Source organism: Nonomuraea sp. NPDC002799, assembly GCF_053592075.1.
This window is the reverse complement of the sequence record NZ_JBSFVA010000016.1, coordinates 99,898-124,998: the sequence shown is the minus strand read 5'-3', so window position 1 is coordinate 124,998 and position 25,101 is coordinate 99,898. Positions and strand designations below refer to the sequence as shown.

Here is a 25,101-nt window from a genome sequence, read left to right as displayed (position 1 = left end):
TCCCGAGGCAGGGGCCTGTCAACGACTCCCGCGAACTTCCAGCGCCGCCAGCAGCTCCTCGGACGCCCTGGTGATCGCCTCCACGGCTTGGTCGAACGCCTCCGCGTTGTGCGCGGCGGGCGCGCGGAACCCGGAGATCTTCCTGACGTACTGCAGCGCCGCCGCGCGCACGTCGTCCTCGGTCACGCTCTCGGTGTACGGGGGCCGCAACGTCTTGATGCTTCTGCACATGCCCTCAACGGTAATAGCCGATCCGCTGGCTTATCTCCCGCGCGCCCCCGGCCAGCAGCTCGCCCACCTCGGGCAGCCGCTCGGGAGTCAGCCGGTAGGACGGCCCCGAGACGCTCACCGCGGCCACCACCGAGCCGTCGCTGCCCCTGACCGGCGCCGCCGCCGCGTTCAGGCCCACCTCCAGCTCCTCCACGGTGGCCGCCCAGCCGCGCTCCCTGATCTGGTCGAGGCCGAGTGCGGCCGCCGAGGTGATCGTGTGCGGGGTGTAGCGCTCCAGCTCGGCGGGCAGCCGCAGGGCGCCGAAGGCCAGCAGCACCTTCCCGCTGGAGGTGGCGTGGGAGGGGGTGCGCTGCCCGACCCAGTTGTGCCCCGAGATCGCCGCGGGGCCGCGCACCTGGCTGATGTTGACCGTGTAGCCGTCCTGCGGCACCGCGATGTTGACGGTCTCGCCGACCGCCTCCGCCAGGCGCAGGCACACGGGTTTGCTCTCGCGGGAGAGGTCGAGCTGGGCCGTGGCCGCGCCGGCCAGCCGCACCACGCCGAACCCGAGCCGGTAACGCCCCCGGTCGCCGCTCTGCTCCACCAGCCCGCCCTGCTCCAGGGCCGCCAGCAGCCGGAACGCCGTGGACTTGTGCACGTCCAGCGCCACCGCGAGATCCGTCACCCGGGTGGCGCCGTCACGGGCCAGGATCTCCAGGATCGCGATGGCCCGGTCGACCGACTGAACCGTCGAGGTGTTGCCCATAGCGCAACAGGATACGTCGCCGGCGGCGCGATGGGCTGTTCAGCCCGCGTCGGCCACAACCGATCAGCCCGCCGCCGGGCTGAGCTCGCCGCCGAAGTCGAGGGCGATCTTGCGCAGGCCCCGCGCCAGGTCGTCGCGGTCGAGCACGTCGATCCGCTCGGCCGGCCCCGACACCGACATCGCGGCGACCACCCGGTCGCCGTCCCACACCGGCACGGCCAGGCAGTGCACGCCCAGCTCCTCCTCGCCCAGGTCCATGGCATAGCCCCGGCCCTTGACGGCGTCGAGCTCGGTGAGCATGGCCGCGAGGTCGGTGATCGTGTTCGGGGTGCGGCGGGGCATGCCCGTGCGCTCGAAGACGGCCATCGCCTCGGCGGCCGGCCGCCCGGCGAGCAGCACCTTGCCCACGGCCGTGCTGTGCGGCAGCACCCGCCGGCCCACCTCGGCGAACATCCGCAGCCGGCGCGGCGAGGGCACCTGCGCCACGTAGACGATGAAGTCGCCTTCGAGCACGGCCAGGTTCGCGGTCTCGCCCGACAGCTCGACCATCTTGGTCAGATAGGGCTGGGCCCACACGCCGACCATGCTCTCGGCGATGCCGCCCAGGCGCACCAGGCCGCCGCCCAGCGCGTAGCGGCGATCCGACTCCTGGCGCACGTAGCCGCGCGCGAGCAGGGTCTGCAGCAGCCGGTGGATGGTCCCGTACGGCAGGCCGGTCCTGGCGGCGATCTCCGACAGGCCCGCCTCGCCGCCGTGCTCCGCCAGGGCCTCCAGCACGTCGAGCGCCCGCTCGACCGACTGCACGCTCACAACGAGACCCCGCGCAGGGAGGCGTCGAGCACCTCGGCCGTGTGCGCCACCCTGATGTCCGCGCCGGCCCGCCGCATGGCCGCGGCGATCTGCATGGTGCAGCCCGGGTTGGCCGAGACCAGCAACTCGGCGCCGGTCGTGCCGACCGCCTGCGCCTTGCGGTCGCCGAGGTCCTGCGCGGCCTGCGGCTGCAGCATGTTGTACGTGCCCGCCGAGCCGCAGCAGATCGCCGACTCGGGGATCTCCCGCAGCTCCAGCTCCGGGATGCCGCCCAGCAACGCGCGCGGCTGCGCCCGGACGCCCTGCGCGTGGGCCAGGTGGCAGGCGTCGTGGTAGGCCACGGTCAGCGGCAGCGGATGCCGTTCGGCGACCGGGCCCAGCTCGGCCAGGTACTCCGACAGGTCGGCGACCCTGAACCCGGGCTCGCGGCCGAGCAGCTCGGCGTACTCCTTCATGGACGAGCCGCAGCCCGCCGCGTTCACCACGACGGTGTCGACCCCGGCGCGCTCGAACGTCCTGACCGTCCTGCGCGCCAGCCGTTCGGCCTGCTCCGCCCGTCCCGCGTGCACGCTGAGCGCGCCGCAGCAGCCCTGACCCTGGGGGATGACCACGTCGCAGCCCTCCAGCGCGAGCACCCGGGCCGTGGCCGCGTTGACCTGCGGAAAGAACTCGCCCTGCACACATCCGGTGAGCATCCCGACCACGGCCCGGCGCTCGCCCCTGGCCCTGACCACGCGCGGCATGCGCTGACGCCGCGTCACGCGCGGCGCCAGGGCCGCCATGGCGCCCAGGCTGGGATGCACCCGGCCGAGGAACGGCGCCATCCGCTCGGCCAGCCACATGCCCGGCCGGAGCAGGCGCAACCGGCGCGGGTAGGGGAACAGGCTGAACACGATCTCGCGCACGGCCCGCTCCTGCGGCTCGCGTACGTGCTCCCGCTCCACCACGACCCTGGTCTGCTCGATCAGCCGGTCATACCGCACCCCGGACGGGCAGGCCGTCACGCAGGCCATGCAGCCCAGGCAGGCGTCGAAGTGCCCGGCCATCTCCGGCGTCATGGGCGTGCCCTCGACGTGCTGCTTCATCAGATGAATGCGCCCGCGCGGCGAGTCCATCTCCTCGCCCCACAACGCGTAGGTCGGGCACGTCGGCAGGCAGAACCCGCAGTGCACGCAGTCGCCGATGAGTTCCGGGTCCATGTCAGATGCCTCCCACGTACCGTCCGGGGGACATCCTGCGCCCGGGATCGAACCGTTCCTTGACCCGCCGCATCAACGGCAGCCCGCTCACCTGCCCCCACCTGTCGACGCTCTCGTACGGCGTGGCGAGCACGTGCACCCGCCCCCCGGCCGTCTCGACCGCCTCCCGGAGCCTGGTCACCAGGGCCGCCAGCGCCCGCTCCCCGGGCGCCTCCCACGACTCCAGCAGCACCCGGCCGGAGACCGGCGACCCCCGCAGCGCCATCCCGGTCGCGGCGGTCGCGTCGAGGACCGCCGCCGTGGCCGAAGGAGGAAAACGCACCTCCACCAGCACGTCGTCCTGCTGGATCAGCCCCCACCACGCCGGTTTGCCCGCGCCGATGGACCCGGCGCCGATCACCTGGCGCAGCGCCTCGGCCCGTGCCCCCGCCGCCGCGCCCTCGACCAGCACCGCCAGGCTCAGCGGCCCGTCCGGGGCGGGCCGGTCGACCTCGACCGCGCTCGGCTCGGCCTGCGAGGCCGCCAGCGCGGCGGTGATGGGCGGCAGCGCGGCGCGATCGACCTCCGCCGTGATCCACACGCGGTCGGCGGGCAGCGGATGCAGGCGGAACGTGGCCTCGGCGATGACGCCGAGCGTGCCGTACGAGCCGGTGAAGAGCTTGCCCAGGTCGTAGCCGGCGACGTTCTTGACCACTTTGCCGCCCGACTTGGCGATCGTGCCGTCGGGCAGCACGACCGTGATGCCGATGAGCAGGTCGCGGGCGCCGCCGTAGCGGAAGGAACGGGGGCCGGGCAGCGCGGCGGCGAGCGTGCCGCCGACGGTCGTGTCCTCGGTGAACGGCACGTCCAAGGCCAGCTCCTGGCCCTGGACGGCCAGCGCGGCCGACAGGGTGTCCATGGTCACCCCGGCCTGCGCGCGCACCACGAGGTCACCCGCGGCGTGCTCCAGGATCTCGTTCATGCAGCACAGGTCGAGCAGCACGTCGCAGCGCTCCGGCGGGCGTCCCCAGTGCAGCTTGGTGCCGCCGCCGGCGGGCACCACCGCCAGGTCCCGCTCGGCGCAGGCCCGGAGCACGGCCGCGACCTCCTCGACCGTCTCCGGCAGCGCCACCCAGCGGGGCGGCACGCCGCCCACCGCGTCGTCCTCGCCGGCCTGCCTGACCGTCACTCCAGGGATCAAAACTGCTCCGCTTTCCCGGACTCCACCAGAGGATGCACGCCTTTGCGCACCCCCGGAACCTCACCGCACAACCTGGGCGTGGGGAACACCTTGCCCGGGTTCGACAGGCCCTGAGGGTCGAACGCGCACCGGACGAGCTGCATGGTGTCCAGATCGTCCGCGCTGAACATCCTCGGCATGTACCGCGACTTGTCCACCCCGACCCCGTGCTCGCCCGTGATGGAGCCGCCGTGCTCGATGCACAGGTCCAGGATCGCCGCGGACACCACCTCGGCCCGCTCGCCCGCCCCCGGCTCCGCGTCGTCGAACAGCACCAGCGGATGCAGGTTGCCGTCCCCGGCGTGGAAGACGTTGGCCACCCTGATCCCGTGCTCGCGCGAGAGCCGGTCGATGGCGGCCAGCACGGCGGGCAACGAGGTGCGCGGCACCACGCCGTCCTGCACGATGTAGGCCGGGCTGATCCGCCCGACGGCCGCGAACGCCGACTTGCGGCCCTTCCAGATCGCCGCCCGCTCGGCCGGATCGGCCGCCACGCGCAGCTCGAACGCGTCCGAGCAGATCTCCCTGAGCTGCGCGAACTGCCGCTCCACCTCCGCCTCCGGCCCGTCCAGCTCGACGATCAGCACGGCGCCGGCGCCCGCCGGATAGGAGCAGGCCACCGCCGCCTCGGCCGCCTCGATGGCCAGCGCGTCCATCATCTCGATCGCGGCCGGCACGATGCCCGCGCCGATGATCGCCGAGACGGCCCGGCCGCCCTGCTCGATGCTCTCGAACGCGGCCAGCACCGTGGTGACGGCCTGCGGCGCGCGGCTGAGGCGTACCGTGATCTTGGTGGCGATGCCCAGCGTCCCCTCCGAGCCGATGAACGTGCCCAGCAGGTCGTAGCCCGGGTCCATGCGGTCCAGGGTGACCAGGTCGCCGTCCGGGGTGACGATCTCGCAGGCTTCGACGTGGTTGACGGTGAAGCCGTACTTGAGGCAGTGGGCGCCGCCGGAGTTCTCCGCGATGTTGCCGCCGATGGAGCAGACCTGCTGGCTGGAGGGGTCGGGGGCGTAGTAGTAACCCTGGGCGCGCACGGCCTCGGTGATGGCGAGGTTGGTGACGCCCGGCTCGACGACGGCCCGGCGGTCGGCCAGGTCGATCTCCAGGATCGCGCGCATCTTGGTGGTGACGATGAGCACGCCGTCCTCGCGGGGGAGCGCCCCGCCCGACAGGCCCGTGCCCGACCCTCTGGCCACGAAGGGCACGCCGAAGTCGTTGCACAGGCGGACCACGCGGGCGACCTGCTCGGCCGTGCCCGGCAGCACGACCACGGCCGGGGTCGCCCGGTGGTGGGTCAGGCCGTCGCACTCGTAGGTGCGCAGGCGTACCGGATCGGTGATCACCGAATCGCGGGGCAGCAGCGAGCGCAGGGCCGCCGTCAGGGTTTCCAGCACCGATCCCCCTATGTCCTGGGTTTACGGCATCCGAGCATAAGCCGGAAGCGTCAGGAACTCCGCGAAGTCGTCGTCCAGCGCGACTTCCTTGAACAGCGCGGTGGCCTGGGCGTACAACTTCTCGTCGTAGCCCGGCTCCGTGGCGATCTTGTCGAGCTCCTCGGCGATGATCCGCTCGACCAGCTCCTTCGTCACCCGCGCGCCGCTGTCGGCGAGCGTGATGTCGTTGTGGATCCACTGCCAGATCTGCGAGCGCGAGATCTCGGCCGTGGCGGCGTCCTCCATGAGGTTGTGGATCGCCACCGCGCCGAGCCCGCCCATCCAGGCGGCCAGATAGCGCAGCGCCACGTCCACGTTGGCGCGCAGGCCGGTCTCGGTGATCTCGCCCGGCGTCTCGGAGACGGCGAGCAGCTCGGCGGAGGTGACGCTGACGTCCTCGCGCAGCCGGTCGAGCTGGTTGGGCCGCGAGCCCAGCACCCCGTCGAACACCTCACGGCACACCGGCACCAGGTCGGGGTGGGCCACCCACGACCCGTCGAACCCGTCGCCCGACTCGCGCGTCTTGTCCGCCCGCACCTTCTCCAGCGCCACCGCGTTCACCTCGGGGTCGCGCCGCGAGGGGATGAACGCCGCCATCCCGCCGATGGCGTGCGTGCCGCGCTTGTGGCAGGTGCGCACCAGCAGCTCGGTGTAGGCGCGCATGAACGGCGCCGTCATCGTCACCGTGTTCCGCTCGGGGAGGAGGAACTCGCGGCCCCGGGTCCTGAACTTCTTGATCACGCTGAACAGGTAGTCCCAGCGGCCCGCGTTGAGCCCGGCCGAGTGGTCGCGGAGCTCATAAAGGATCTCCTCCATCTCGAACGCCGCCGGGTAGGTCTCGATCAGCACGGTCGCGCGGATCGTGCCGTGCGGGATGCCGAGGAGCTCCTGGGCCCGGGTGAACACCTCGTTCCAGAGCCGCGCCTCCAGGTGCGACTCGATCTTCGGCAGGTAGAAGTAGGGGCCCTTGCCCTTGTCGATCTGCCGCTGGGCGCAGTGGAAGAAGTAGAGGCCGAAGTCGAACAGCGACGCCGACACCGGCCGGCCGCCGACCTCGGCGTGCTTCTCGTCCAGGTGCCAGCCGCGCGGGCGCACCACGACCGTGGCCAGCTCGTCGTCGGGCCGCAGCGTGTAGGACTTGCCGCCGGTCTCGAAGTCGATCGTGCGGTCGAGCGCGTCGCGGAGGTTGAGATGGCCGCTCACGCAGTTGGCCCAGAGCGGGGAGTTGGCGTCCTCGAAGTCGGCCAGCCACACCTTGGCGCCGGAGTTGAGCGCGTTGATGGTCATCTTCTTGTCGACGGGGCCGGTGATCTCGACGCGGCGGTCCTCAAGGCCGGGCGCCGGGGCCGAGACCCGCCAGTCGCCCTCCCTGACCTGCTTGGTCTCGGGCAGGAAGTCGAGCGTGCCGCCGGCCGACAACTCCGCCTGCCGGTCCTGCCGGGCCGCCAGCAGCTCCAGCCGCCGGGGATCGAACTCGCGCTGGAGAGCCGCCACGAACGCGAGCGCCTCGGGCGTGAGGATCTCGTCGAACCTGTCGAGCATCGGGCCGGTGATCTCCATGAGACCTCTTTCCCCTGAGTTTTCCACCAGGTGGAAAATGAATTCTGGATTGTGGAAGTGAAAGTACTCCGGTACCCGTTCCCGGGTCAAAGCTGGGGTAGCCCCGGGGGGTGGTCCGGGTCATCCCCGATGCGGACCGTGCCCAGGCCAGGACAGGCTGAACACCATGAAGACGATGGTTATCGCGGGCGGCCTGCTCGCCTCCGCACTGCTGCTGACCGGCTGCGGGCTCGACAGCATCGGCGGCTCCACCAACCAGGACACGGCGTCGTACGAGGTGACGGAGCAGGTCGCCAAGCTCCGGCTCAAGAGCAATGCGGGTGAAGCGGTGATCACGGAGATCGACGGCTCCGCCATCCGGGTCGTCGAGACGCTGCGCTGGCGCGGCGACGACAAGCCCAAGCCGGAGCACAAGGTCGAGGGCGGCGCGCTGTTCGTCACCTACGACTGCCCGTCGAACTGGGGGAGTTGCGGCGTCGACTACAAGATCGAAGTACCCAAGGGGATGGCGCTCGACCTGGAGACCGGCTCGGGCAACCTCACGCTCAGGAGCCTGACGGGCCCGATCGACGTGCACGCGGGCTCCGGTGACGTGGACGCCACGGGGCTGGCGGGCAAAAAGTTGTTCGTGAACATGGGGTCGGGGAACATCGAGCTGAAGTACGCGGTTGCTCCCGACGACGCCGAAGTGAAATCCGGTTCAGGAGATGTCGCGCTCAATCTTCCCGACGGCGCTTATGACGTGAAAACTGATGTCGGATCCGGTGACGCGACGGTTTCGGTCAAGACCGACGCCTCCTCCGCGCACAAGATCTCCTTGACCTCGGGGTCTGGCGACCTCAGCGTGATGCCTGGATAACCAGGTGATGACGCAGGGGATGTCGTGCCACCATCGTGGGAAGACATCGAGGTGTCCAGACGTTCCCTAATAGAGATGACACGAATGCACGAATACACCGCGCTCGACGAGTTCGAGACCGGCGACATGGACCTAGAGGAGCGCCAGGCGCTGCGCCGCGTGGCGGGCCTCTCCACCGAACTCCAGGATGTCTCCGAGGTCGAGTACCGGCAACTCCGGCTCGAGCGGGTCGTTCTCGTCGGCGTCTGGACCTCTGGCACGGTCACCGATGCCGAGAACTCCTTGCTGGAGCTGAAGCTGCTGGCCGAAACGGCCGGCTCCGAAGTGCTCGACGGGCTCATCCAGCGGCGCCAGAAGCCCGACCCGGCCACCTACATCGGCTCGGGCAAGGCCCTTGAGCTGCGTGACGTGGTCGAGTCCAGCGGCGCCGACACCGTGATCTGCGACGGCGAGCTGGCCCCCGGCCAGCTCCGCCAGCTTGAGGAGACGGTCAAGGTCAAGGTGATCGACCGCACCGCGCTGATCCTCGACATCTTCGCCCAGCACGCCAAGAGCCGCGAGGGCAAGGCCCAGGTCGAGCTCGCGCAGCTGCAATACCTGCTGCCCCGCCTGCGCGGCTGGGGTGGCAACCTGTCCCGGCAGGTCGGCGGCCGGGCCGCGGGCGGCGTCGGCATCGGCGGCCGTGGCCCCGGTGAGACCAAGATCGAGCTGGACCGCCGGCGCATCCGCGAGCGGATGGCCAAGCTGCGCCGCCAGATCGGCGGCATGTCCACCACCCGCGACACCATGCGTTACCAGCGGCAGCGCCGCGAGGTTCCGGCCGTGGCCATCGCCGGCTACACCAACGCCGGCAAGTCCTCGCTGCTCAACCGCATCACCGGCGCGGGCGTGCTGGTGGAGGACTCGCTGTTCGCCACCCTCGACCCGACCGTGCGCCGTGCGCGCACGTCGGAGGGCCGGGTGTTCACGATCGCCGACACCGTCGGCTTCGTCCGCCACCTGCCGCACCAGCTCGTCGAGGCGTTCCGGTCCACGCTGGAGGAGGTCGCCGACGCCGACCTGATCCTGCACGTGGTCGACGGCTCGCACCCCGACCCCGAGGGGCAGCTCGCGGCGGTCCGCGAGGTGTTCGCCGACATCGACGGCGCCTCCGACGTCCGCGAGATCGTCGTGATCAACAAGGCCGACGCCGCCGACCAGGAAGTGATCGACCGCATCCTGCGGCGCGAGCGCGACAGCATCGTGGTGTCGGCCCGGACGGGCCAGGGCATTCCGGAGCTGCTGGAGCTCATCGAGCGGGAGCTGCCGCGGCTGGATCACGAGGTCCAGGTGCTGGTCCCCTACGACCGGGGCGACCTGATCTCGCGGGCCCACAAGGAGGGCGAGGTGCTCTCGGTGGACCACGTGGAGGACGGGACGATCCTGCACGCCCGGGTGCTGCCCAGCCTGTCGCAGGAGTTGCTGCGGGTGGGCAAGCCGGTCGAGCGCGTCTCCTAGCGTCCCCAACGGCACGGTCTGGTCGTCGTCCTTCGCAGGGCGATGGCCAGGCCGTTCGCTATGCGCACCCGCCGCCCCCCGTAAAACTCACAGAGTTGCCCAAAAGCGGCAGTGGTCGCCGAACCTAGGGATTGCTAGGATGGCCAGACCTAACGTTGGTCGGGTTTTTGAGTTTGGGTTCTAGGTTTCGGATGCTGACTGTGGGTATCGAAGTCGTCAGCGGGGGCCATGGGGACGATGTGGGGCTGGGTAACGGCTGGGATGAGTGGTCTTTCTTCCGAATAACCCTGTACAGCAAGCCCGACTGTGAAATAACGTAACTGAACTGAAATCGCCGGGATCATGCCCTGGCGACGGTCACCGCACAGCACGATGCGGATGAGAGCAGGAGACCCCCCATGTCGTCCGGACCCGGAGCGGACTCAGTGGGCGCGGCACAGTCCGCGCGCTGGGCGCTGCCCGCGCGCCCGGATGCGAACACGGCTTCGCGCAGGGCGGTGATGCGGTGACCGTTCGACTGCTGACCAACATCGGCCGGCTCTGGACCGGCAACGAGGTCCTGAGCAACGCCGCCATCCTCGTGCACAACGATCGCATCGCGTGGGTCGGGCGCGCGCCCGACCTGCCGCAGAGCGTGCCCGGAGTCGTCGACGACATCGTCGACGTCGACCACGTCGAAAACCTGGGCGGCGCCCTGGTGACGCCGGGCCTCATCGACGCCCACACCCACCCCGTCTACGCCGGCAACCGCTACGCCGAGCTGGCCATCCGCACCGGCGGCTCCACCTCCGCCTCGATCACCGCGGCGGGCGGCGGCGTGGGCTCCACCGTCACCGTGACCCGCGGCACCGACCCGTGGACCCTCTGCAACGGCGTGCGCGAGCGGCTGCGCGGCTGGCTGCTCAGCGGCACCACCACCGTCGAGGCCAAGACCGGCTACCACCTCACCCGCGACGGCGAGCTCGCCGACGTGCGGCTCCTGCGCGAGCTGGAGAAGGAGCCGATGATGCCGCGGGTGCACGTCACGTTCCTGGCCGCGCACGTGGTGCCGCCCGAATACTTCGGCCGTCAGCGCGAATACGTCGAGGCCGTGGGCGCCTGGTGCGCCGACGCCGCCGCGGCGGGCGCCGACAGCGTCGACGTCTACTGCGACGAGGGCCACTTCACCACCGAGGAGTCCCGCTGGGTCCTCGCCTCCGGCCGCAACGTCGGCCTGCTGCCGCGCATCCACGGCGGCCTCTTCAGCCGCCGGGGCGCCGTCCAGCTCGCCGCCGAGCTGGGCTGCGCCTCCGCCGACGGGCTGCACCACATGTCCGACGAGGACATCGCCATCATGTCCCGTTACGGCGTGCCCGCCGTCGTCTGCCCGGCCACGGCCCTGCAGCGCGGCCACCTGCCACCGGTGCGTCAGATGATCAAGCATGGCGTGCAGATCGCGCTCGGCAGCGACCACAACCCCGGCTACTGCGGCATCACCTCCATGTCCCTGGTGATCGCCATGGCGGTGTCGGCGTTCGGGATGAGCGTCAACGACGCGCTCCGGGCCGCCACGCTCGGTGGCGCGACCGTCCTGGGCGCACCGGACCGGGGCGTGCTGGCTCCTGGACGGCTGGCCGACATCGTGCAGTGGGACGCCGACCACGAGGGCGCGTTCGCCTGGTCCTTCGGCCTCAAGCCGCGCCGGGTGTGGCGGGGTGGAACCCCGGTCCAGTAGCCGATCCCGGGTCATGTCGCCATCGGTCGCCGTTGTCACGGATTCAACCGCCTACTTGCCTGCGGTTCCGGGTGTCACGGTCGTGCCCGTTCAGGTGATCGTGGGCGGGGTGTCATACGACGAGGGCTCGGTCCATGAGGTCTCCGCGGGCGATCTGAGCTCCGCCACCACCTCACGCCCCGCACCGGCCCGCTTCGCCGCCTGCTACGCCTCCCTGGCCGCCGCGGGGGCGACGGGCATCGTCTCCATCCATCTGTCGCGAGAGTTGTCGGGCACCTTGGAGTCCGCCCTGACGGCCGCACGCGACGCCCCCGTGCCCGTGGAGGTCGTCGACAGCCGCTCCATCGCGATGGGCGTCGGCTACCCGGTGCTGGCCGCGGCGCGGGCCGCCGCGGCCGGCGCCACCCTGGAGGCGGTGACGTCGGCCGCCCGCCGCCGCATGGACACCACCGAGACGTTCTTCTACGTCGACACCCTCGACCACCTGCGCCGCGGCGGCCGCATGGGGACGGCGGCCTCCCTCTTCGGCTCAGCCCTCATGATCAAGCCGCTGCTCCACCTGGTGGACGGCCGCATCGCACTCCTGGAGAAGGTCCGCACCTCTTCGCGCGCGCTCGCCCGGCTGGAGGACCTTGCGGTGCGGGCCGCGGGCGAAGGGCCCGTGGACGTGGCGGTCCAGCATCTCGGAGCACGCGAACGAGCCGAGGCGCTGGCGGAACGGCTGCCGAAGCGCATCCCGGGGCCGGCGGAGTTGCGGGTGGTGGAGATGGGGGCGGTCATCGGCGTACACGTGGGCCCGGGCATGCTCGGCCTCACCGTCACTCCACGCGCGCACGCACCTGCGGAATGACCTCCTTGGCGAAGAGCTCCTGCTCGCCTACGGTCGGCAGGCTGAGCAGCAGGAAGCTGAAGCCGGCCGCCACGATGGCGGTGAGGCCGTCCACCACGGCCGGCACGTCGCCGGAGATGACCCCGGGCGGCCCGGCCGCGTCGAGGGAGACCCGCACGTTGCAGGCGCAGGTGATCGAGTCGGGATCGCGCCCGGCGGACCGCGCGGCCTCCCGGACGACGCTGCGCATGGCGACGGCCTGCTCCAGGGAGATCCGCCCGATCGAGGGCACCCAGCCGTCGGCGAGCTCGCCGGTCAGCGCCAGCGAGCGCGGGCCGTAGGAGCCGAGCCAGATCGGGATCGTATGCGCGGGCCGCGGCGCGATCGCCGCGTCCCTGACCGTGTAGTGGGCGCCGTCGGAGGAGACGGACTCCCGCGTCCACAGGCCGCGGATGACGCCGATCGCCTCGCGCAGCGCCGCGACCTTCTGCCCCGGTGTACGCGCGGTGAGCCCGAACGCGGCGAACTCGTGGTCGAAGCCGCCGCCCCCGAGACCGAGCACGAGCCGCCCGCCGGACAGCCGGTCGATCGTCTCGGCGGTCTTGGCCACGACGGGCGGCTCGCGGTAGGGCAGGGCGAGCACGTTGGTGCCGACCTCGATGGTGCTGGTGCGGGCGGCGATCCAGCTCAGCGCCGTCAGCGGCTCCAGGCTGGGACGCTCACCGTGCAGATGGTCGCTCAACGTGAAAAGGTCGTAACCCAGCTCGTCCGCGCTCTGCGCGAGGTCGAGCGTCTGACCGGCGGACAGGCCGGTGACGGCGCCGCCCGCGCCGAAGCGCAGCCGGTTGCCCGAGATGGCGCTCATAGTTTCCGCTCCTCGTGATGGGGCCGGTCGCCCTGCGCGACGGCACGTCGGGGGTCCGCCGACCCTGGGGGCTGCCCGTGCATTTCGTGAACGTGGTGCGCGGATCGGGCGGCAGAGTGCCGAAGGTGATGAAGGTCTAGCTCCATGGGGGTCCCTCCGATGCGGCCCGGAAACCGGGAACGGCCGCGAGCAGTTCCTTCGTGTAGGGATGTTGCGGGTCGGCGAAGATCTGACCGGTCTCGCCCTGTTCCACGACGCGACCGCCGCGCATGACCGCGATCTCGTCACTGACCTGGCGGACGACGGCCAGGTCGTGGGAGATGAACAGGTAGCTGAGACCGCGTTCGCGCTGGAGCCGGGCCAGCAGCTCCAGGATCTGGGCCTGCACGGTGACGTCCAGGGCGGAGACGGGCTCGTCGCACACCACCAGCTCCGGGTCCAGCGCGAGGGCACGGGCGATGGCGACGCGCTGCCGCTGGCCGCCCGACAGCTCGGCCGCCCTGCGGCTGGCGAGCGCGGCGGGCAGCGCGACGCTGTCCAGGAGCTCGCGCACGGTCGCCGCCCGGCCGGCCGCGTCGCCCACGCCGTAGTTGCGCAGCGGCTCGGCCAGCAGCTCCGCCACGGTGAAGCGGGGATGCAGCGAGGCGTAGGGATTCTGGTGGACGAGCTGGACCCGCCGGCGCAGCCGCCGCAGGGCCGCGCCCCGGACGGCGGTGACGTCCTCGTCGGCGAAGTGCACGGTGCCCGCCGTCGGCCGTTCCAGGCCCAGGATCAGCCGGGCCGTGGTCGTCTTGCCCGAGCCGGACTCGCCGACCAGGCCCAGCGTGGCGCCCTTGGCGATGTCGAAGCTCACGTCGTCGACGGCGTTCCTGGTCCGCCGCTGCCACGGCGTGCCGCCCCGTACCGGGAAGGTCTTGCCGAGCCCGCGCACCCGCAGCAGCGGCGTGTCCGGGCCGCCGCGGGCGGGCGTGAGACGTCTGCTCGTCAGCGCCGGCGCGTCGGCCAGCAGCCGCTGGGTGTACGGGTGGCGCGGCGCGGTCCTGATCTGCCCGGCGGGACCGGCCTCGACGACGTTGCCCCGCGACATCACCACGACGTGCGCGGCACGGTCGGCCACGACGCCCAGGTCGTGGGTGATGAGCAACATCGCGGTCCCCGTCGCGGCCACGAGGGCTTCGAGGTGGTCCAGGATGCGCCGCTGGACGGTGACGTCGAGGGCCGAGGTCGGCTCGTCGGCGATCAGCAGGCGCGGCCGGGCCGCCGTCGCGATGGCGATGAGCACCCGCTGCCGCATGCCGCCGGACAGCTCGTGCGGGTACTGGCGGGCCACGGTCGCGGCCTCGCGCAGCCCGGCCTCGGCGAGCAGCTGCACCGCCTGGGCCCGTGCCGCCGCGCCGGCCGCCAGCCGGTGCACCCGCAGGACCGCGGCCACCTGCCGCCCGACCGGCTGGACGGGGTCGAGCGCGATGCCCGGATCCTGGGGGATCAGCGCGATCTGCCGTCCTCGTACGTCCCGCCAGCCCTTCTCGCCGAGCCCGGCGAGCTCTTCGCCCTGGAAGCGGATGCTGCCCGCCGCGATCTGGCCCCCTTCGGGCAGCAGGCCGATGAGGGCGTGCGCGGTGGTGCTCTTGCCCGAGCCGGACTCGCCGACCACGGCGGTGATCTCGCCGGCGGGCACCTCCAGGTCGAGCCCGTCGACGGCGGTGACGGATCCCGACCGGGTCCGGTAGGCGATGCGCAGGCCGGTGACGGTCAGCAGTGGCTCGGGGCTGGGCGGTGACGTCATGGCAGTCTCCTGTCGGTCTCCAGCAGACGCGAGATGCGGTTGGCCGCCAGCACGACCGCGGCGACGGTGAGGCCCGGCAGCGTCGTCAGCCACCACGCGGTCGCGAGGTGGTCGCGTCCGCCCGCGATCAGCGCCCCCCATTCGGGCGCCGGCGGCGGCTGGCCGTAGCCGAGGAAACTCAGCGCGGAGACGGCGAGCACGACGAGCCCGAAGTCCAGCGCGGCCAGGGCGAGCACCGGCCCGGCGGCCGACGGCAGGATGTACCTCAGCAGGATCCGCCACCAGCGGGCGCCGCTCAGCACGGCCGCCTCGACGTAGGCGGCGGTGCGCACGCGCAGCACCTCGGCGCGCATGACCCGCGCGAACCCCGCGACGCTCACGGCGCCGACGGCGATCGCGATGTTGAGCGTGCCGAACCCCAGCGCACTGATGATCATGAGGGAGAGCAGGAGAGGCGGGATGGACAGCGCCACCTCCAGCGTCCGCATGATGGCCGCGTCCGCCCGGCCGCCGAAGAACCCGGCGAGCAGGCCGAGCGCGCCTCCCGCGACCAGGGCCACGCCGATCGCGGCCAGCGCCGCGCGCAGCGACAACGACGCGCCGTGCACGACCCGCGCGTACAGGTCGCGGCCGAGCTGGTCGGTGCCGAACAGATGCTCCGCGCCGGGCGGCCGCAACCGCTCGGCGGTGACCCCCTCCAGCGGGCTCTGGCCGGCGAACAGGGCGGGCGCCAGCGTCCAGCCCAGCACGACCAGCAGCACCAGGACCGACAGCAGCACGCCGGGACGCGCCACCCGGCTCATGTCGCCACCCGGATCCGTGGATCGAGGACCGGGTAGAGCAGATCGACGACCAGGTTCACCCCGGCGAACACCAGCGAGGCGACCACGACCACGCCCTGCACCACGGGAAGGTCCTGGGTGGCGACCGCGAACTGGGCGATCCGCCCGATCCCCGGACGGGAGAAGACGGTCTCCACGACGACCGCGCCGCCGATCAGGTTCCCGGTCAGCAGCCCGACCACGGTCACCGCGGGGATGGCCGCGTTGCGCAGGCCGTGTGCCAGCAGCAGCCGCGTCGGAGCGGCCCCGGTCGCGCGGATCGTGTCGGCGTACGGCTCGCGCAGCGTGCCGTGCAGGCTCTTGCCCAGCACCTGGGCCACCATGGCGGTGCCCGGGACGGCCAGGGTGCAGGCGGGCAGCACCGCGGAGGCGAACCCGGCGCCACCGAGGGAGGGGAACAGCGGCCAGCGCAGCGACAACACCTGGATCAGCGCCAGGCCGACCCAGAACGACGGCAGCGAGATGCCCAGGGAGGGCAACGAGCGCAGCACCTGCCGGATGAGCCGGGAGCCGGGCAGATGGCCGAGAACGCCCAGCGCCGTCCCCACCACCAGCGACAGAGCCAGCGCGATCAGGCCGATCTGCAGCGTGGGCGGCAGCGCCTCGGTGATCATCGCGGACACCGGCCGCCCGGTCTGGATCGACTGGCCGAAGTCGCCGCGTACGGCGTCGGCCAGCGTGGACAGATACTGCTCCCAGGCCGGGCGGTCGAAACCGAGCTCGGCCCGGGTCCTGGCGACCTCCTCGGCGGAGACGGCCTCGAAGCCGTTGCGCCCGCTCAGCATCAGCGCGACCGGATCTCCGGGCAGCAGCCGCAGCACCACGAACGCGACGGTGAACGCCGCCCAGACGACGAGCAGCCCCTGCAGCAGCCGCCCGCTCACGTAGCGGAGCACGGCCGGCCGCCTTCGGTGTGGCCGTGCGTCACGGCGCGAGCCAGGCGTCGTGCAGGTCGAGCCGGGTGGACGCGTCGGTCTCCAGGTCTTTCACCTTGTCGGAGAGGCCGTGCACCAGGGTGTTCTCGTACAGCGGCACGGTGTGGGCGTGGTCGATGATCCACTCGGCCGCCTTGGTGACGGCCTCGCCGCGCGCCGTGTCACTGGTCGCCGCCGCCTGCTGTTCGAGGTAGGAGTCGAGCTTGCTCGGCGGCAGGTGCCAGAGGTTGGCGCTCTTGGAGTAGAAGACGCTGCGCAGGACGTCGGGGTCGGCCCGGGTGATGGCGACCGCCGTGAGGTCGAAGTCGCCGGCCTGCTGCCGCTCGACGTACTTGGTGGGCGGCACCGCGTTCAGCTGCACGTCCACGCCGACCTTGCGCAGTTGCTGCTGGACGTACTCGTTCACCGGGGGCATCGGGGCCGGGATGAGCCAGTTCAGGGTCAGCGGCTTGCCGTTCTTGACCCTGATCCCGCCGGGGCCCGGCAGCCAGCCGGCCTCGCCGAGCAGCTTCTCGGCGGCGGCCGGGTCGTAGCGCAGCTTGTCGCTCTGGTCGACGTACTGGGGAGTGGTGGTGGCCAGCACCCCGGTGGCCGGTTTGAAGCGCGAGCTCAGCATGGTCTTGACCAGGTCGGCGCGGTCGATGGCGACCAGCAGGGCCTGGCGCACCCGCTCGTCGGCCAGCACTCCGGCGTGGTTCAGCGACAGGGGCGGCACCAGGCCCGGGGCCTGGCTGACGAGCAGGCGGAAGCCGTCCTTGGTGAAGGTGTCCTGGTCGGCGGGCTGCACGTTCTCCGCGACCTGGACCTGCCGTGAGCTCAGCGCGCCGGTCCGCGCCCCGGCCTCGGGGATGAACACGAACGCGACCTCGGCCAGGCGGGCCGCGCCCTTGGTGGTGGCGAGCGAGGACGGCCACGCGTAGCCGGGCCGGCGCTTCAGCACGACCTCCTGGTTGGCGGCGTAGTGGTCGAGCACGAACGGGCCCGAGCCGACGAACCGGCCGCGGCAGCGGTCGGCCAGCGGCGTGCCGGCGGTCGCCGTGGACAGGATGCCGAGCCCGGTGCCGGACGTGGCCTGCAGGAACTGGGCGTTGGCCGCGTCGAAGTCCACGTGCAGGTTGCGCGCGTCGACGACGGTGGTGCCCTGGTAACCGTGCAGGTAAGCGGCAGCGCCGTTCGCCGGGAGCTTGGCCAGCCGGTCGAAGGTGGCCTTGACCGCGTGGGCGTCGAGCGGTGTCCCGTCGCTGAAGGTGACGCCCTCGCGCAGGGTGAAGGTGAAGCTGCGGGCGTCGTCGGAGGCCGAGAACGCGGTCGCCAGCCATGGCACGATCTTCCCTGTGCGGGGGTCCTGGTCGGTCAGCGTGTCGACGAGCGATCTGCTGATGTCGAGCGTGACGAGCTGGCCGGTCTGCTGGGGGTCCAGGCAGGCCGGGTCGGCCGGCATCCCGACGCGCAGGGTGCCACCGGGGTCGGTCGCACCGCTGCTTTCCGCGCAGGCAGCGAGGGAGCCGGTGAGGGCGAGCAGGGCGAGGGTGAGGGGTATCCGATGATGCGACATCCGTGGCTCTCTCCGGGAAGAGCGGGCACGCCTTGGTACGGCGGGCCTGGTCCAGCTAGTAGTTCGTAGTACGCATAATTCGTACTGCGAGCAATGTAGAGCGCCAGATGGATAACCGTCAAATACACTCTGGAATATGGGGAATGCCATGGACGTGCTGAGACTGGCCGACGCGCTGGTGCGGGTGTCCCACATGGTGCAGCACGTGTTCGCCGACGTCAGCCGGGATCATGGCCTGACCCCGCAGCAGACCCAGTTGTTGTGCCGGCTCGTCCGGGGTCCGATGGGGATGGGCGACCTGGGCAGGGCGCTGCACCTGGAGAGGTCCAGCCTGACCGGGCTGGTCGACCGGATCGAGCGACGCGACCTCGTGTTGCGCCTGGCGGACCCGCACGACCGGCGGGCCTGCCGGGTCGCGCTCACCGAGCAGGGCGCGCAGGTCGCCGACGCGGCTCACGGCGCCGTGACCGGGCGGCTCGACCTGTTGCTGGACGGCCTGGACGACGCCGAGCGGGAGCGGGTGTCGTCCGCGATCGTGCTCATCCTCGCCGGGCACACCGCCGCGACCGGGGTGCGCTGGACCTGAGCGTCCTTCCCATGCTCGCCCGGGCGACTTTTTCAGTCCGCCCAGGGCGGTGCCGCGGAGCCGGTGGCGGCGGCGCGCAGGCGGGCGCGGACGGCGGCCCGGCCCCGCTGGTAGGCGATGGGGTCGTCGTGCAGCAGGGAGAGGGCGTTGGCCGTCTCCATGAACGCGACCAGCTCGAAGGCGAGCTGGTCGGCCTCGGTGTCGTCGATGAGCTCGCCGAGCCCGCGCGCTTCGCCGATGGTGAGCGTCATCAGGCGGCTCCACTCCTGGCCGGCGGCGGCGACGGCGTCCCGTACGCGCCCCGGGCGGGCGTCGAACTCGGCGCCGACCGTGTAGAAGAAGCATCCGCCGGGGAAGACCCGCCGCTCGGAGTAGCTCAGCCAGTTGTCGCACAACCGCCACAGCCGTTCGAGGCCCGGTGGCGCCGTCAGCGCGGGCCGGACGACCTCGTCGAGGTAGACGCCCGCCGCGACCCGGATCGTGGCGAGCTGCAGCTCCTCCTTGGAGCCGAAGTGGCCGAAGAGCCCGCTCTTGCTCACGCCGAGGTCGGTGGCCAGGCGGCCGATCGACAGGCCCTCCAGGCCGTCCTTGGAGGCGATGTCCGCCGCCCGGCGCAGGATCGTGTTCCGCGTGCGCTCGTCTCGTGGCCGGCCTGCCATCGTCGCTCCTTTCAGGCACGAACGTTCGTCTAAGTATGGCGCATCGTGGTAGCGTCCCCATCCATGCACGAACGTTCGTGCTGAAAATGGAGGTGGATGAATCGTGATCACGTTTTCTGTCGACGAGCGCGATCTCGACCAGCGGGCGCTGGCGGCCGCCGGCCTGCTGATCGCCCGGATCGGGCCCGAGGACCTGGCCAGACCCACCCCGTGCGCGGCCTGGAGCCTGGGCGAGCTGCTGCGCCACATGGTGAGCGAGAATCACGGCTTCGCTGCCGTGGTGGCCGGCATGGCGGCGGATGAGTTCGTGGGGGAGGGTGGCGTGCTCGGCGACGACCCGCACCGGTCTGTGTGGGACAGCGGCGTGCTCGGCGACGACCCGCACGGTGCCTTCCAGCAGTCCGCGGTCGCGGTCACCGCCGCGTTCGCGGCCGAGGACGTCTACGACCGCCGGATCGCGGTACGCGAGTTCGGCGTGTTCCCCGGCCGCGTCGCCATCGGCATGCACGTCGTCGACTTCCTCGTGCACGGATGGGACATCGCCGCCGCCATCGGTGCGCCGTACCCGATCGACGAGGAGTCGGTGGCCGGCGCGCTGGCGATCGCCGCCCGATGGCCGGACACCCCGCGCCTTCGCGGTCCGGGCAGGCCCTTCGGCGCCCGGGTGCCGGTGCCGGCCGGCGCCTCGGACCTCGAACGGCTGCTCGGGCTGCTCGGCCGCTCCCCGGCGTGGACGCCGTCATGTTGAGGAGCTCGTGGACGCCCGGACCGGCCGCGGACATCGACGGACCCGTACTGGTCGCCGTGACCGCGTTTCGAGCCGGCACGGGGCGTGACCTGCCCGGCATCTTCCGATCCGGCTCCACGCTGCGCCGGGCCTGGCCGCGGCTGGACGGCGCGGTCGGGATGTGGTTGTGGGCGCGACCGCTGGAGCGCAGGTGCGGCTCGGTGTCGGTCTGGCGGGACGAGGAGGCTCTGCACCGGTTCGTGGCGTGGCCGGAACATGTCGCGATCGTGCGGCGCTACCGCGGGCGGGGACAACTCACGTCCACCACCTGGCAGGCCGCCCGCTGCGAACCCGCGGCCATCTGGGCGGAGGCCCGGCCGTACTTGTACGAGACCGCCGCCTGATTCAAGGCGGGGCCTGATTCGGGGCGCGGGCTGCTTCGGCCCGGGGCTGTTTCGAGGCAGAGTTTGATTCGAGCCAGAGCTTGATTGGGGACGATCGGCGCTGGTGGGGGTGCGGGTGACGGGCTCGCCCTGTCGCATACCGTGCCCGTAACCGGAGTAAGGCCGGGCCCCGATGCGAGTCCGGCCGGCAGCTCCGTTATCCACAGCCTCGCACCGCCACCCACCCCCGTCCACAGAACGCCGTTCGGGCCCTTCGTAGCAACCACCGAAGCCCTACCTTCGCTGACGTGCGAACCCCCGATCCAACGGCAGAGCGAGCCATAGCCGAGTCCCGGCTACGATCACTCACCACCCACGCCCGCCGACCCCGCCGACTCCTCGGCGAACCGGTCGGCGGCCTGGGTGAGCCCGTTGAGCTCGAAGCGAGCAACCGCAGCGCCACAACACAAGCCCACACTCCAAGCAGCCGTAACACCGTCACACCTCCGACGCGCGACCACCACAGCCGTCCCCCAAGCCGCCCAGCCACCCGTGAAGGCGATGGCGATGGCAATGGCACGCTTCTCTGGGACCAAGGCGACAAACCACTCCGCGAAGACGACGACACACCTCGGGCAAGGTCAACTCACCCACAGCTCGAAACCCGCAGTGGCCCAGCCCCCATGCCACCCACCTTCCAGGCATTCCGCAACGCCGTGGCCTCCCAGACCCCCTCCCTCGACCCCGGCAGGCCAGGCCTCAAGGTGCTCCTGGCCGTGGCCGCCGTGGCAATAGCCGTGGCCGCCTACTTCGCCTGGCGCTCCCAGCCCGTCCCGCAACCACTGCCGCCACCCCCCACCCCGATCGCACCCTCGACTCCGTCCCCGACCGCTAAGGTGACCGTCCACATAGCCGGCAAGATCCGCAACCCCGGCGTCTACCTCCTCTCCGCGGGATCCCGGGTCACAGACGCGGTGACAGCGGCCGGAGGGGTGTCGCGAGGCGCCTCCACCGGCGGTCTCAACCTCGCCAGACGCCTGCTCGACGGCGAGCAGATAGTCGTGGGAGCCGCCGCCGCAGGCCCAGCACTCCCAGGCTCTCCCGCGGCAGACCCCGCCACCGCCATCCTCGACCTGAACTCCGCGACCCCGGACCAACTCGAACAGCTTCCAGGCATAGGCGAGGTTCTGGCAGCACGCATCGCCGAGTTCCGAACGACTCACGGCGGCTTCACCTCTGTCGACCAACTCCGTGAAGTGAGCGGCATCGGCGCACGGAAGTTCGACGAGATCAAGACAAAGGTCCGGATCTGACATGCCCGACGACCGCGGCGCGGAGACCCACCCGCCACACACGGGCCCGCACAACGAGACCAAAGACCACGCCTGGCCTCTGGTGCTCCCTGCCGTGGCCGCATGGGCCAGCGCTCTGACTCTGTTCGGCTGCTCCGCGACCATCGGCCTGATCACCGCCATCTCCACAGCTGTGGCCGCCGCGACCGTGGCCTGGCTCACGCACGCCTCGAAAACGCGCACCACAGCAAGAGGCCCCCGCGCCTCACAGCAGTCGCTTGCCCGGCGAACTCGATCGCCGTACCACCCGGACCCAGGAGACGGCCGCGCGGAACCGGGAGGCGATGATCTGGAGTCAGCTGACGGTCGCGCGGAGCCGGGAGGCGGTGATCTGGAGTCAGCTGACGGTCGAGCCGAGCTGGGAGGCGGTGGCCCAGGGGACGTTCATCCGGAGCCGGGAGGCGGTCGCCTCATGGCGAAGGGCGGGAACCCGCTGCTGCCACGGCTGTTCTTGCCGACCACATGGCGCAACATCACTCTTGCCACGCTCATCTGCGCATCGGCGGCCTCAGCATCGGTGGCCTTCCGCGTCCACGTCCTCACCGCAGGCCCGGCGACCGTACTCGCCAAGAAGAACGCCACCATCACCGCCCGGATCGTCCTCACAGACGACCCCAAACGCCGCCCCAGCACCGGCGGGCACTTCAACCAGGACAGCTATGTAACGCCGGCCACCCTGGAGATGATCCAGACGCCCAGAACCCGGCAAGCCGTCAACGTCCCGATCACCGTCTTCGCCAGCGGACGCGCCTGGAGCACCCTCCTGCCCAGCCAGCACCTCGAAGTCACCGGCCGCCTGGCGGAGCCGACCCCCGGAGACCTGGTGGCGGCCATCCTCTTGGTACGGGGCCCAGCACGGGTCCTGACACCTCCATCCACCCTCCAGACAGCAGCGGGCACCCTCAGATCAGGCCTGCGAGCCGCCACCGATGTTCTCCCTCCGGACCAACGAGGTCTGCTTCCCGGCTTGGTCGTCGGTGACGTGTCCCGCATGGACCCGCAGGTCTCAGCCGACCTCAAGGAAGCCGGCCTGTCCCACCTCAACGCCGTCAGTGGGGCGAACCTGGCCATCGTCGCAGGTGCCGCACTGGCCCTCTCCCGGCTGTTCGGCCTCTCTCTACCGGCGAGGGCTGTCTTCGCCGTCATGGCGATGCTCGCGTTCGCCGTGGTCGCCCGTCCTTCCCCGAGCGTTCTCCGAGCCCTCCTCATGGGTTTGGCCGCCGCCACCGCCCTGGGAACGGGCCGGGCCAAGGACGGCTTCGCCGCCCTGTCGGCAACCGTCCTGTTCCTGATGCTCTTCGCCCCAGAACTGGCCCGTTCCTACGGTTTCGCGCTCTCGGTCGCAGCGACCGCAGGCATCCTCATTCTCGCGCCACGCTGGCGAGACGCCCTGTCAGCGACAGAAGACCAGACCGACACGCCAGGTACGAAGACCCAAGCAGGCACCCGCCCTCAAGCCTCCGGTCATGTCAAGACCGCCGGCAACGAACACCCCCTCAGACCACCTTGCCCAAACCGCACCCAAGCCGCTTCGACCTTGGATACCGCTCAGGCCGCTTCCACGTGGAACACCGCTCAGGCTGCTTCCATGTTGAACGCCGCCCGGGCCGGTTCGACCTTGGACACCGCCCAGGCCGCTTCCACCTCGAACACCGTCCAAGCCGCTTACACTCCAGATCGTCATGCCCAGGACGCCTCATCCCCGGGTCTCACCGGAAACGCCGCCTCCTCAAGTCATGTCCGAGGAGCGTCATCCTCAGGTAGCGCCCAGGGCACAGCGCGAGGCAACGACTCCAAGCCCCAGCCTTCTTACCGACTGCCACGGTGGGTGGCCGAAGCGGTGGCCGTGCCGGCGGCGGCTCAGGTGGCCGTGACCCCCGTTCTCGTGTTGATGTCGGGGCAGTTGACCCCCATCGCGGTGCTCGCCAATCTGCTCGTAGCCCCAGCGGTCGCCCCCGCCACGCTGCTCGGCTTCGGTGCGGCGCTGGTGGCGCCCATCTGGCCGGATGCGGCAAGACTGCTGGTCATCCCGGCCGGGTACGCGGTCGGGTGGATCATCATGGTGGCGCGCTGGGCGGTGACCATGCCGTTCGCCACCGTGCCGTGGCCCGGGGGCCTCCCCGGGCTGGGCCTGCTCGCCCTCACGGTCGTCATCGCGATCCCGATCCTGAGACGCCGCGCGTGGCGGATGCTGGCCATGACGGCGGCCGCTGGTGCGCTGGTCGCCGTACTGGTGGTCCGCCCCATTGCCGGCCCCTGGCCGCCCAAGGGATGGCTGATGGTGATGTGCGACGTGGGGCAGGGGGATGGTCTTGTCATCGCCGCCGGGCCGGGTCGCGGTGTCGTGGTGGACGCGGGCCCCGATCCCGTGATCATGGACCGATGCCTACGCAGGATCGGCGTTGACGACGTACCTCTTCTCGTCCTTACCCACCCACACGCCGACCACGTGGCCGGCCTTCCCGGAGTGCTCAGGAACAGGCGCATCGGGGCCGTGCTCGTCAGCCCCGAGCGAACCGGCGCACCTGCCATCACCCGCATCTCGGCCACATTGGCGCACCGCCGCATACCCGAATGGACGGCCGCCCCCGGGACTCGCTGGCGATTCGGCCCGTCCGAGGTGACCGTGCTGGGCCCCGACCCCGCAACAAGCGAGCTGAACGGGCAGGGCGAGGGCAGTGCGATCAACAATTCCAGCGTGGTCCTCCACGTACGCTGGCGAGTCGGCTCGATTCTGCTCAGCGGCGACCTCGAAACGGAGGCCCAGGACGAGTTGCTGCACCGGTTCCCCGTCCGGGCCGACATCCTCAAGACCGCGCACCACGGATCGAACAGACAGTCTCCGGCCTTCCTGTCCTCTCTGGGCGCACGGGCGGCGTTGATCAGCGTGGGCGCCGACAACGACTACGGTCATCCGGCCCCTTCCACGATCGCCCTCCTGCGCCGGTTCGGGGCTGCCATCTACCGGACCGACGAGTCCGGCGATCTCGCGGTCGTGGAGCGAGACGCGACAATCGCCATAGTTCCGCGCGGACCGTAGGTCTAGACGTTCGGGGAATCGTGGACAGCGTGGGTCCGGGGAACAGGGAAGCAGCATGGTGTCCGGTGGGCCGGGGGGAGCCGCATGGTGTCCGGTGGAGCCGGGGCGCCGAGCTCGGCGTCCGCATCACAGTGGCCGTCACCTGGCAACGCGCATCCGCTGGCGACTGGGCCGCCTACGCGTCCGAGGTCAGCCGCCGCCCCCTTCTTAAGCCCCTGTGTTCATGAACACACTTGTCAGCCGAACTGATCTTGAAGGAGGTTCAAGGTCAT

General features: G+C 71.3%; 23 protein-coding genes. 10 read left to right on the top strand and 13 right to left on the bottom strand.

The features are described from left to right. Positions 1-18 precede the first annotated feature (18 nt). The 7 genes from ACWD0F_RS27495 to aceB form a co-directional block, all read right to left on the bottom strand. The gene (locus ACWD0F_RS27495; protein ID WP_449880204.1) at positions 19-231 is read right to left on the bottom strand and encodes a DUF2277 domain-containing protein; all 213 of its coding nucleotides are present in this window, start codon (positions 229-231) and stop codon (positions 19-21) included. 4 nt (positions 232-235) lie between these two features. Beyond that, positions 236-976, bottom strand: coding sequence for an IclR family transcriptional regulator (locus tag ACWD0F_RS27490; protein WP_449880202.1), 741 nt, complete (start codon positions 974-976; stop codon positions 236-238). Between the two features lie 63 nt (positions 977-1,039). Then, positions 1,040-1,786, bottom strand: coding sequence for an IclR family transcriptional regulator (locus ACWD0F_RS27485; protein ID WP_449880200.1), 747 nt, complete (start codon positions 1,784-1,786; stop codon positions 1,040-1,042). Continuing rightward, positions 1,783-2,985: a (Fe-S)-binding protein gene (locus ACWD0F_RS27480; protein WP_449880198.1), complete on the bottom strand. Its 1,203-nt coding sequence runs from the start codon at positions 2,983-2,985 to the stop codon at positions 1,783-1,785. Before ACWD0F_RS27480 ends, ACWD0F_RS27485 begins: the two co-directional genes overlap by 4 nt. A 1-nt stretch (position 2,986) precedes the next feature. Continuing rightward, positions 2,987-4,153: an FAD-binding oxidoreductase gene (locus tag ACWD0F_RS27475; protein ID WP_449880196.1), complete on the bottom strand. Its 1,167-nt coding sequence runs from the start codon at positions 4,151-4,153 to the stop codon at positions 2,987-2,989. 8 nt (positions 4,154-4,161) lie between these two features. After that, the gene (locus tag ACWD0F_RS27470) at positions 4,162-5,598 is read right to left on the bottom strand and encodes an FAD-linked oxidase C-terminal domain-containing protein (protein ID WP_449880388.1); all 1,437 of its coding nucleotides are present in this window, start codon (positions 5,596-5,598) and stop codon (positions 4,162-4,164) included. Positions 5,599-5,622: 24 nt separating this feature from the next. Continuing rightward, on the bottom strand, positions 5,623-7,200 hold the full coding sequence (aceB, locus tag ACWD0F_RS27465) for a malate synthase A (RefSeq protein WP_449880194.1): 1,578 nt from the start codon (positions 7,198-7,200) through the stop codon (positions 5,623-5,625). Between the two features lie 166 nt (positions 7,201-7,366). On the opposite strand from aceB, the gene ACWD0F_RS27460 reads away from it, so the two are divergent. The 4 genes from ACWD0F_RS27460 (at position 7,367) to ACWD0F_RS27445 (ending at position 12,120) form a co-directional block, all read left to right on the top strand. Further along, a complete protein-coding gene (locus ACWD0F_RS27460) occupies positions 7,367-8,059 on the top strand; it encodes a DUF4097 family beta strand repeat-containing protein (protein ID WP_449880192.1) in 693 nt (230 codons plus the stop codon). 84 nt (positions 8,060-8,143) lie between these two features. After that, a complete protein-coding gene (gene hflX / locus ACWD0F_RS27455) occupies positions 8,144-9,556 on the top strand; it encodes a GTPase HflX (protein ID WP_449880386.1) in 1,413 nt (470 codons plus the stop codon). A 505-nt stretch (positions 9,557-10,061) separates the two neighbouring features. After that, the gene (gene hutI / locus ACWD0F_RS27450; protein ID WP_449880190.1) at positions 10,062-11,270 is read left to right on the top strand and encodes an imidazolonepropionase; all 1,209 of its coding nucleotides are present in this window, start codon (positions 10,062-10,064) and stop codon (positions 11,268-11,270) included. Positions 11,271-11,352: 82 nt separating this feature from the next. Next, positions 11,353-12,120 carry a DegV family protein gene (locus ACWD0F_RS27445; RefSeq protein WP_449880188.1) on the top strand — a complete coding sequence of 256 codons (768 nt, stop codon included), beginning with the start codon at positions 11,353-11,355 and terminating at the stop codon, positions 12,118-12,120. Here the strand turns inward: ACWD0F_RS27445 and ACWD0F_RS27440 are convergent. Beyond that, the gene (locus ACWD0F_RS27440) at positions 12,089-12,964 is read right to left on the bottom strand and encodes an LLM class flavin-dependent oxidoreductase (protein ID WP_449880186.1); all 876 of its coding nucleotides are present in this window, start codon (positions 12,962-12,964) and stop codon (positions 12,089-12,091) included. The two genes, ACWD0F_RS27445 and ACWD0F_RS27440, sit on opposite strands and share 32 nt — an antisense overlap. A 17-nt stretch (positions 12,965-12,981) precedes the next feature. Between ACWD0F_RS27440 and ACWD0F_RS27435 the strand changes: the two genes are divergently transcribed. Further along, positions 12,982-13,104, top strand: coding sequence for a hypothetical protein (locus ACWD0F_RS27435; protein WP_449880184.1), 123 nt, complete (start codon positions 12,982-12,984; stop codon positions 13,102-13,104). On the opposite strand, the gene ACWD0F_RS27430 is transcribed toward ACWD0F_RS27435, so the two are convergent. Genes ACWD0F_RS27430 through ACWD0F_RS27415 form a run of 4 tightly spaced genes read right to left on the bottom strand, consistent with a single transcriptional unit; the run spans position 13,101 to position 18,082 of the window. Further along, on the bottom strand, positions 13,101-14,750 hold the full coding sequence (locus tag ACWD0F_RS27430; protein ID WP_449880182.1) for a dipeptide ABC transporter ATP-binding protein: 1,650 nt from the start codon (positions 14,748-14,750) through the stop codon (positions 13,101-13,103). The two genes, ACWD0F_RS27435 and ACWD0F_RS27430, sit on opposite strands and share 4 nt — an antisense overlap. Further along, complete coding sequence (locus tag ACWD0F_RS27425) at positions 14,747-15,553, bottom strand: ABC transporter permease (RefSeq protein WP_449880180.1); 807 nt, start codon at positions 15,551-15,553, stop codon at positions 14,747-14,749. Before ACWD0F_RS27425 ends, ACWD0F_RS27430 begins: the two co-directional genes overlap by 4 nt. Beyond that, entirely contained in the window at positions 15,550-16,488 is a 939-nt protein-coding gene (locus tag ACWD0F_RS27420) for an ABC transporter permease (protein ID WP_449880178.1), read from the bottom strand. Before ACWD0F_RS27420 ends, ACWD0F_RS27425 begins: the two co-directional genes overlap by 4 nt. 28 nt (positions 16,489-16,516) lie before the next feature. Next, positions 16,517-18,082 (bottom strand): ABC transporter substrate-binding protein, encoded by a 1,566-nt coding sequence (locus ACWD0F_RS27415; protein WP_449880176.1) that lies wholly within the window; start codon positions 18,080-18,082, stop codon positions 16,517-16,519. A 148-nt stretch (positions 18,083-18,230) separates the two neighbouring features. Here ACWD0F_RS27415 and ACWD0F_RS27410 point away from each other — a divergent pair, with 148 nt between their 5' ends. Continuing rightward, complete coding sequence (locus ACWD0F_RS27410) at positions 18,231-18,668, top strand: MarR family winged helix-turn-helix transcriptional regulator (protein ID WP_449880174.1); 438 nt, start codon at positions 18,231-18,233, stop codon at positions 18,666-18,668. Between the two features lie 32 nt (positions 18,669-18,700). On the opposite strand, the gene ACWD0F_RS27405 is transcribed toward ACWD0F_RS27410, so the two are convergent. Next, positions 18,701-19,327, bottom strand: a complete 627-nt coding sequence (locus tag ACWD0F_RS27405) for a TetR/AcrR family transcriptional regulator (RefSeq protein ID WP_449880173.1) — start codon at positions 19,325-19,327, stop codon at positions 18,701-18,703. A 103-nt stretch (positions 19,328-19,430) separates the two neighbouring features. Between ACWD0F_RS27405 and ACWD0F_RS27400 the strand changes: the two genes are divergently transcribed. The 4 genes from ACWD0F_RS27400 to ACWD0F_RS27385 all read left to right on the top strand — a co-directional run bounded on the left by ACWD0F_RS27400 (position 19,431) and on the right by ACWD0F_RS27385 (position 24,829). Continuing rightward, on the top strand, positions 19,431-20,075 hold the full coding sequence (locus tag ACWD0F_RS27400; RefSeq protein ID WP_449880171.1) for a TIGR03086 family metal-binding protein: 645 nt from the start codon (positions 19,431-19,433) through the stop codon (positions 20,073-20,075). A 56-nt stretch (positions 20,076-20,131) separates the two neighbouring features. Continuing rightward, positions 20,132-20,458 (top strand): hypothetical protein, encoded by a 327-nt coding sequence (locus tag ACWD0F_RS27395; RefSeq protein ID WP_449880169.1) that lies wholly within the window; start codon positions 20,132-20,134, stop codon positions 20,456-20,458. 662 nt (positions 20,459-21,120) lie between these two features. Beyond that, entirely contained in the window at positions 21,121-21,750 is a 630-nt protein-coding gene (locus tag ACWD0F_RS27390; protein WP_449880167.1) for a helix-hairpin-helix domain-containing protein, read from the top strand. A 1-nt stretch (position 21,751) separates the two neighbouring features. Beyond that, positions 21,752-24,829 (top strand): ComEC/Rec2 family competence protein, encoded by a 3,078-nt coding sequence (locus tag ACWD0F_RS27385; RefSeq protein ID WP_449880165.1) that lies wholly within the window; start codon positions 21,752-21,754, stop codon positions 24,827-24,829. Positions 24,830-25,101 lie beyond the last annotated feature (272 nt).

Excerpts from the sequence above, each read along its gene's own strand:
- ACWD0F_RS27385 (WP_449880165.1), top strand. The coding sequence starts at position 21,752 with ATGCCCGACGACCGCGGCGCGGAGACCCACCCGCCACACACGGGCCCG.
- ACWD0F_RS27425 (WP_449880180.1), bottom strand. The coding sequence starts at position 15,553 with ATGAGCCGGGTGGCGCGTCCCGGCGTGCTGCTGTCGGTCCTGGTGCTG.
- ACWD0F_RS27410 (WP_449880174.1), top strand. The coding sequence starts at position 18,231 with ATGGACGTGCTGAGACTGGCCGACGCGCTGGTGCGGGTGTCCCACATG.
- ACWD0F_RS27495 (WP_449880204.1), bottom strand. The coding sequence starts at position 231 with ATGTGCAGAAGCATCAAGACGTTGCGGCCCCCGTACACCGAGAGCGTG.
- ACWD0F_RS27490 (WP_449880202.1), bottom strand. The coding sequence starts at position 976 with ATGGGCAACACCTCGACGGTTCAGTCGGTCGACCGGGCCATCGCGATC.
- ACWD0F_RS27460 (WP_449880192.1), top strand. The coding sequence starts at position 7,367 with ATGAAGACGATGGTTATCGCGGGCGGCCTGCTCGCCTCCGCACTGCTG.
- ACWD0F_RS27405 (WP_449880173.1), bottom strand. The coding sequence starts at position 19,327 with ATGGCAGGCCGGCCACGAGACGAGCGCACGCGGAACACGATCCTGCGC.
- ACWD0F_RS27435 (WP_449880184.1), top strand. The coding sequence starts at position 12,982 with ATGGGGCCGGTCGCCCTGCGCGACGGCACGTCGGGGGTCCGCCGACCC.
- aceB (WP_449880194.1), bottom strand. The coding sequence starts at position 7,200 with ATGGAGATCACCGGCCCGATGCTCGACAGGTTCGACGAGATCCTCACG.
- ACWD0F_RS27440 (WP_449880186.1), bottom strand. The coding sequence starts at position 12,964 with ATGAGCGCCATCTCGGGCAACCGGCTGCGCTTCGGCGCGGGCGGCGCC.
- hflX (WP_449880386.1), top strand. The coding sequence starts at position 8,144 with ATGCACGAATACACCGCGCTCGACGAGTTCGAGACCGGCGACATGGAC.
- ACWD0F_RS27480 (WP_449880198.1), bottom strand. The coding sequence starts at position 2,985 with ATGGACCCGGAACTCATCGGCGACTGCGTGCACTGCGGGTTCTGCCTG.
- ACWD0F_RS27390 (WP_449880167.1), top strand. The coding sequence starts at position 21,121 with ATGCCACCCACCTTCCAGGCATTCCGCAACGCCGTGGCCTCCCAGACC.
- ACWD0F_RS27415 (WP_449880176.1), bottom strand. The coding sequence starts at position 18,082 with ATGTCGCATCATCGGATACCCCTCACCCTCGCCCTGCTCGCCCTCACC.
- ACWD0F_RS27430 (WP_449880182.1), bottom strand. The coding sequence starts at position 14,750 with ATGACGTCACCGCCCAGCCCCGAGCCACTGCTGACCGTCACCGGCCTG.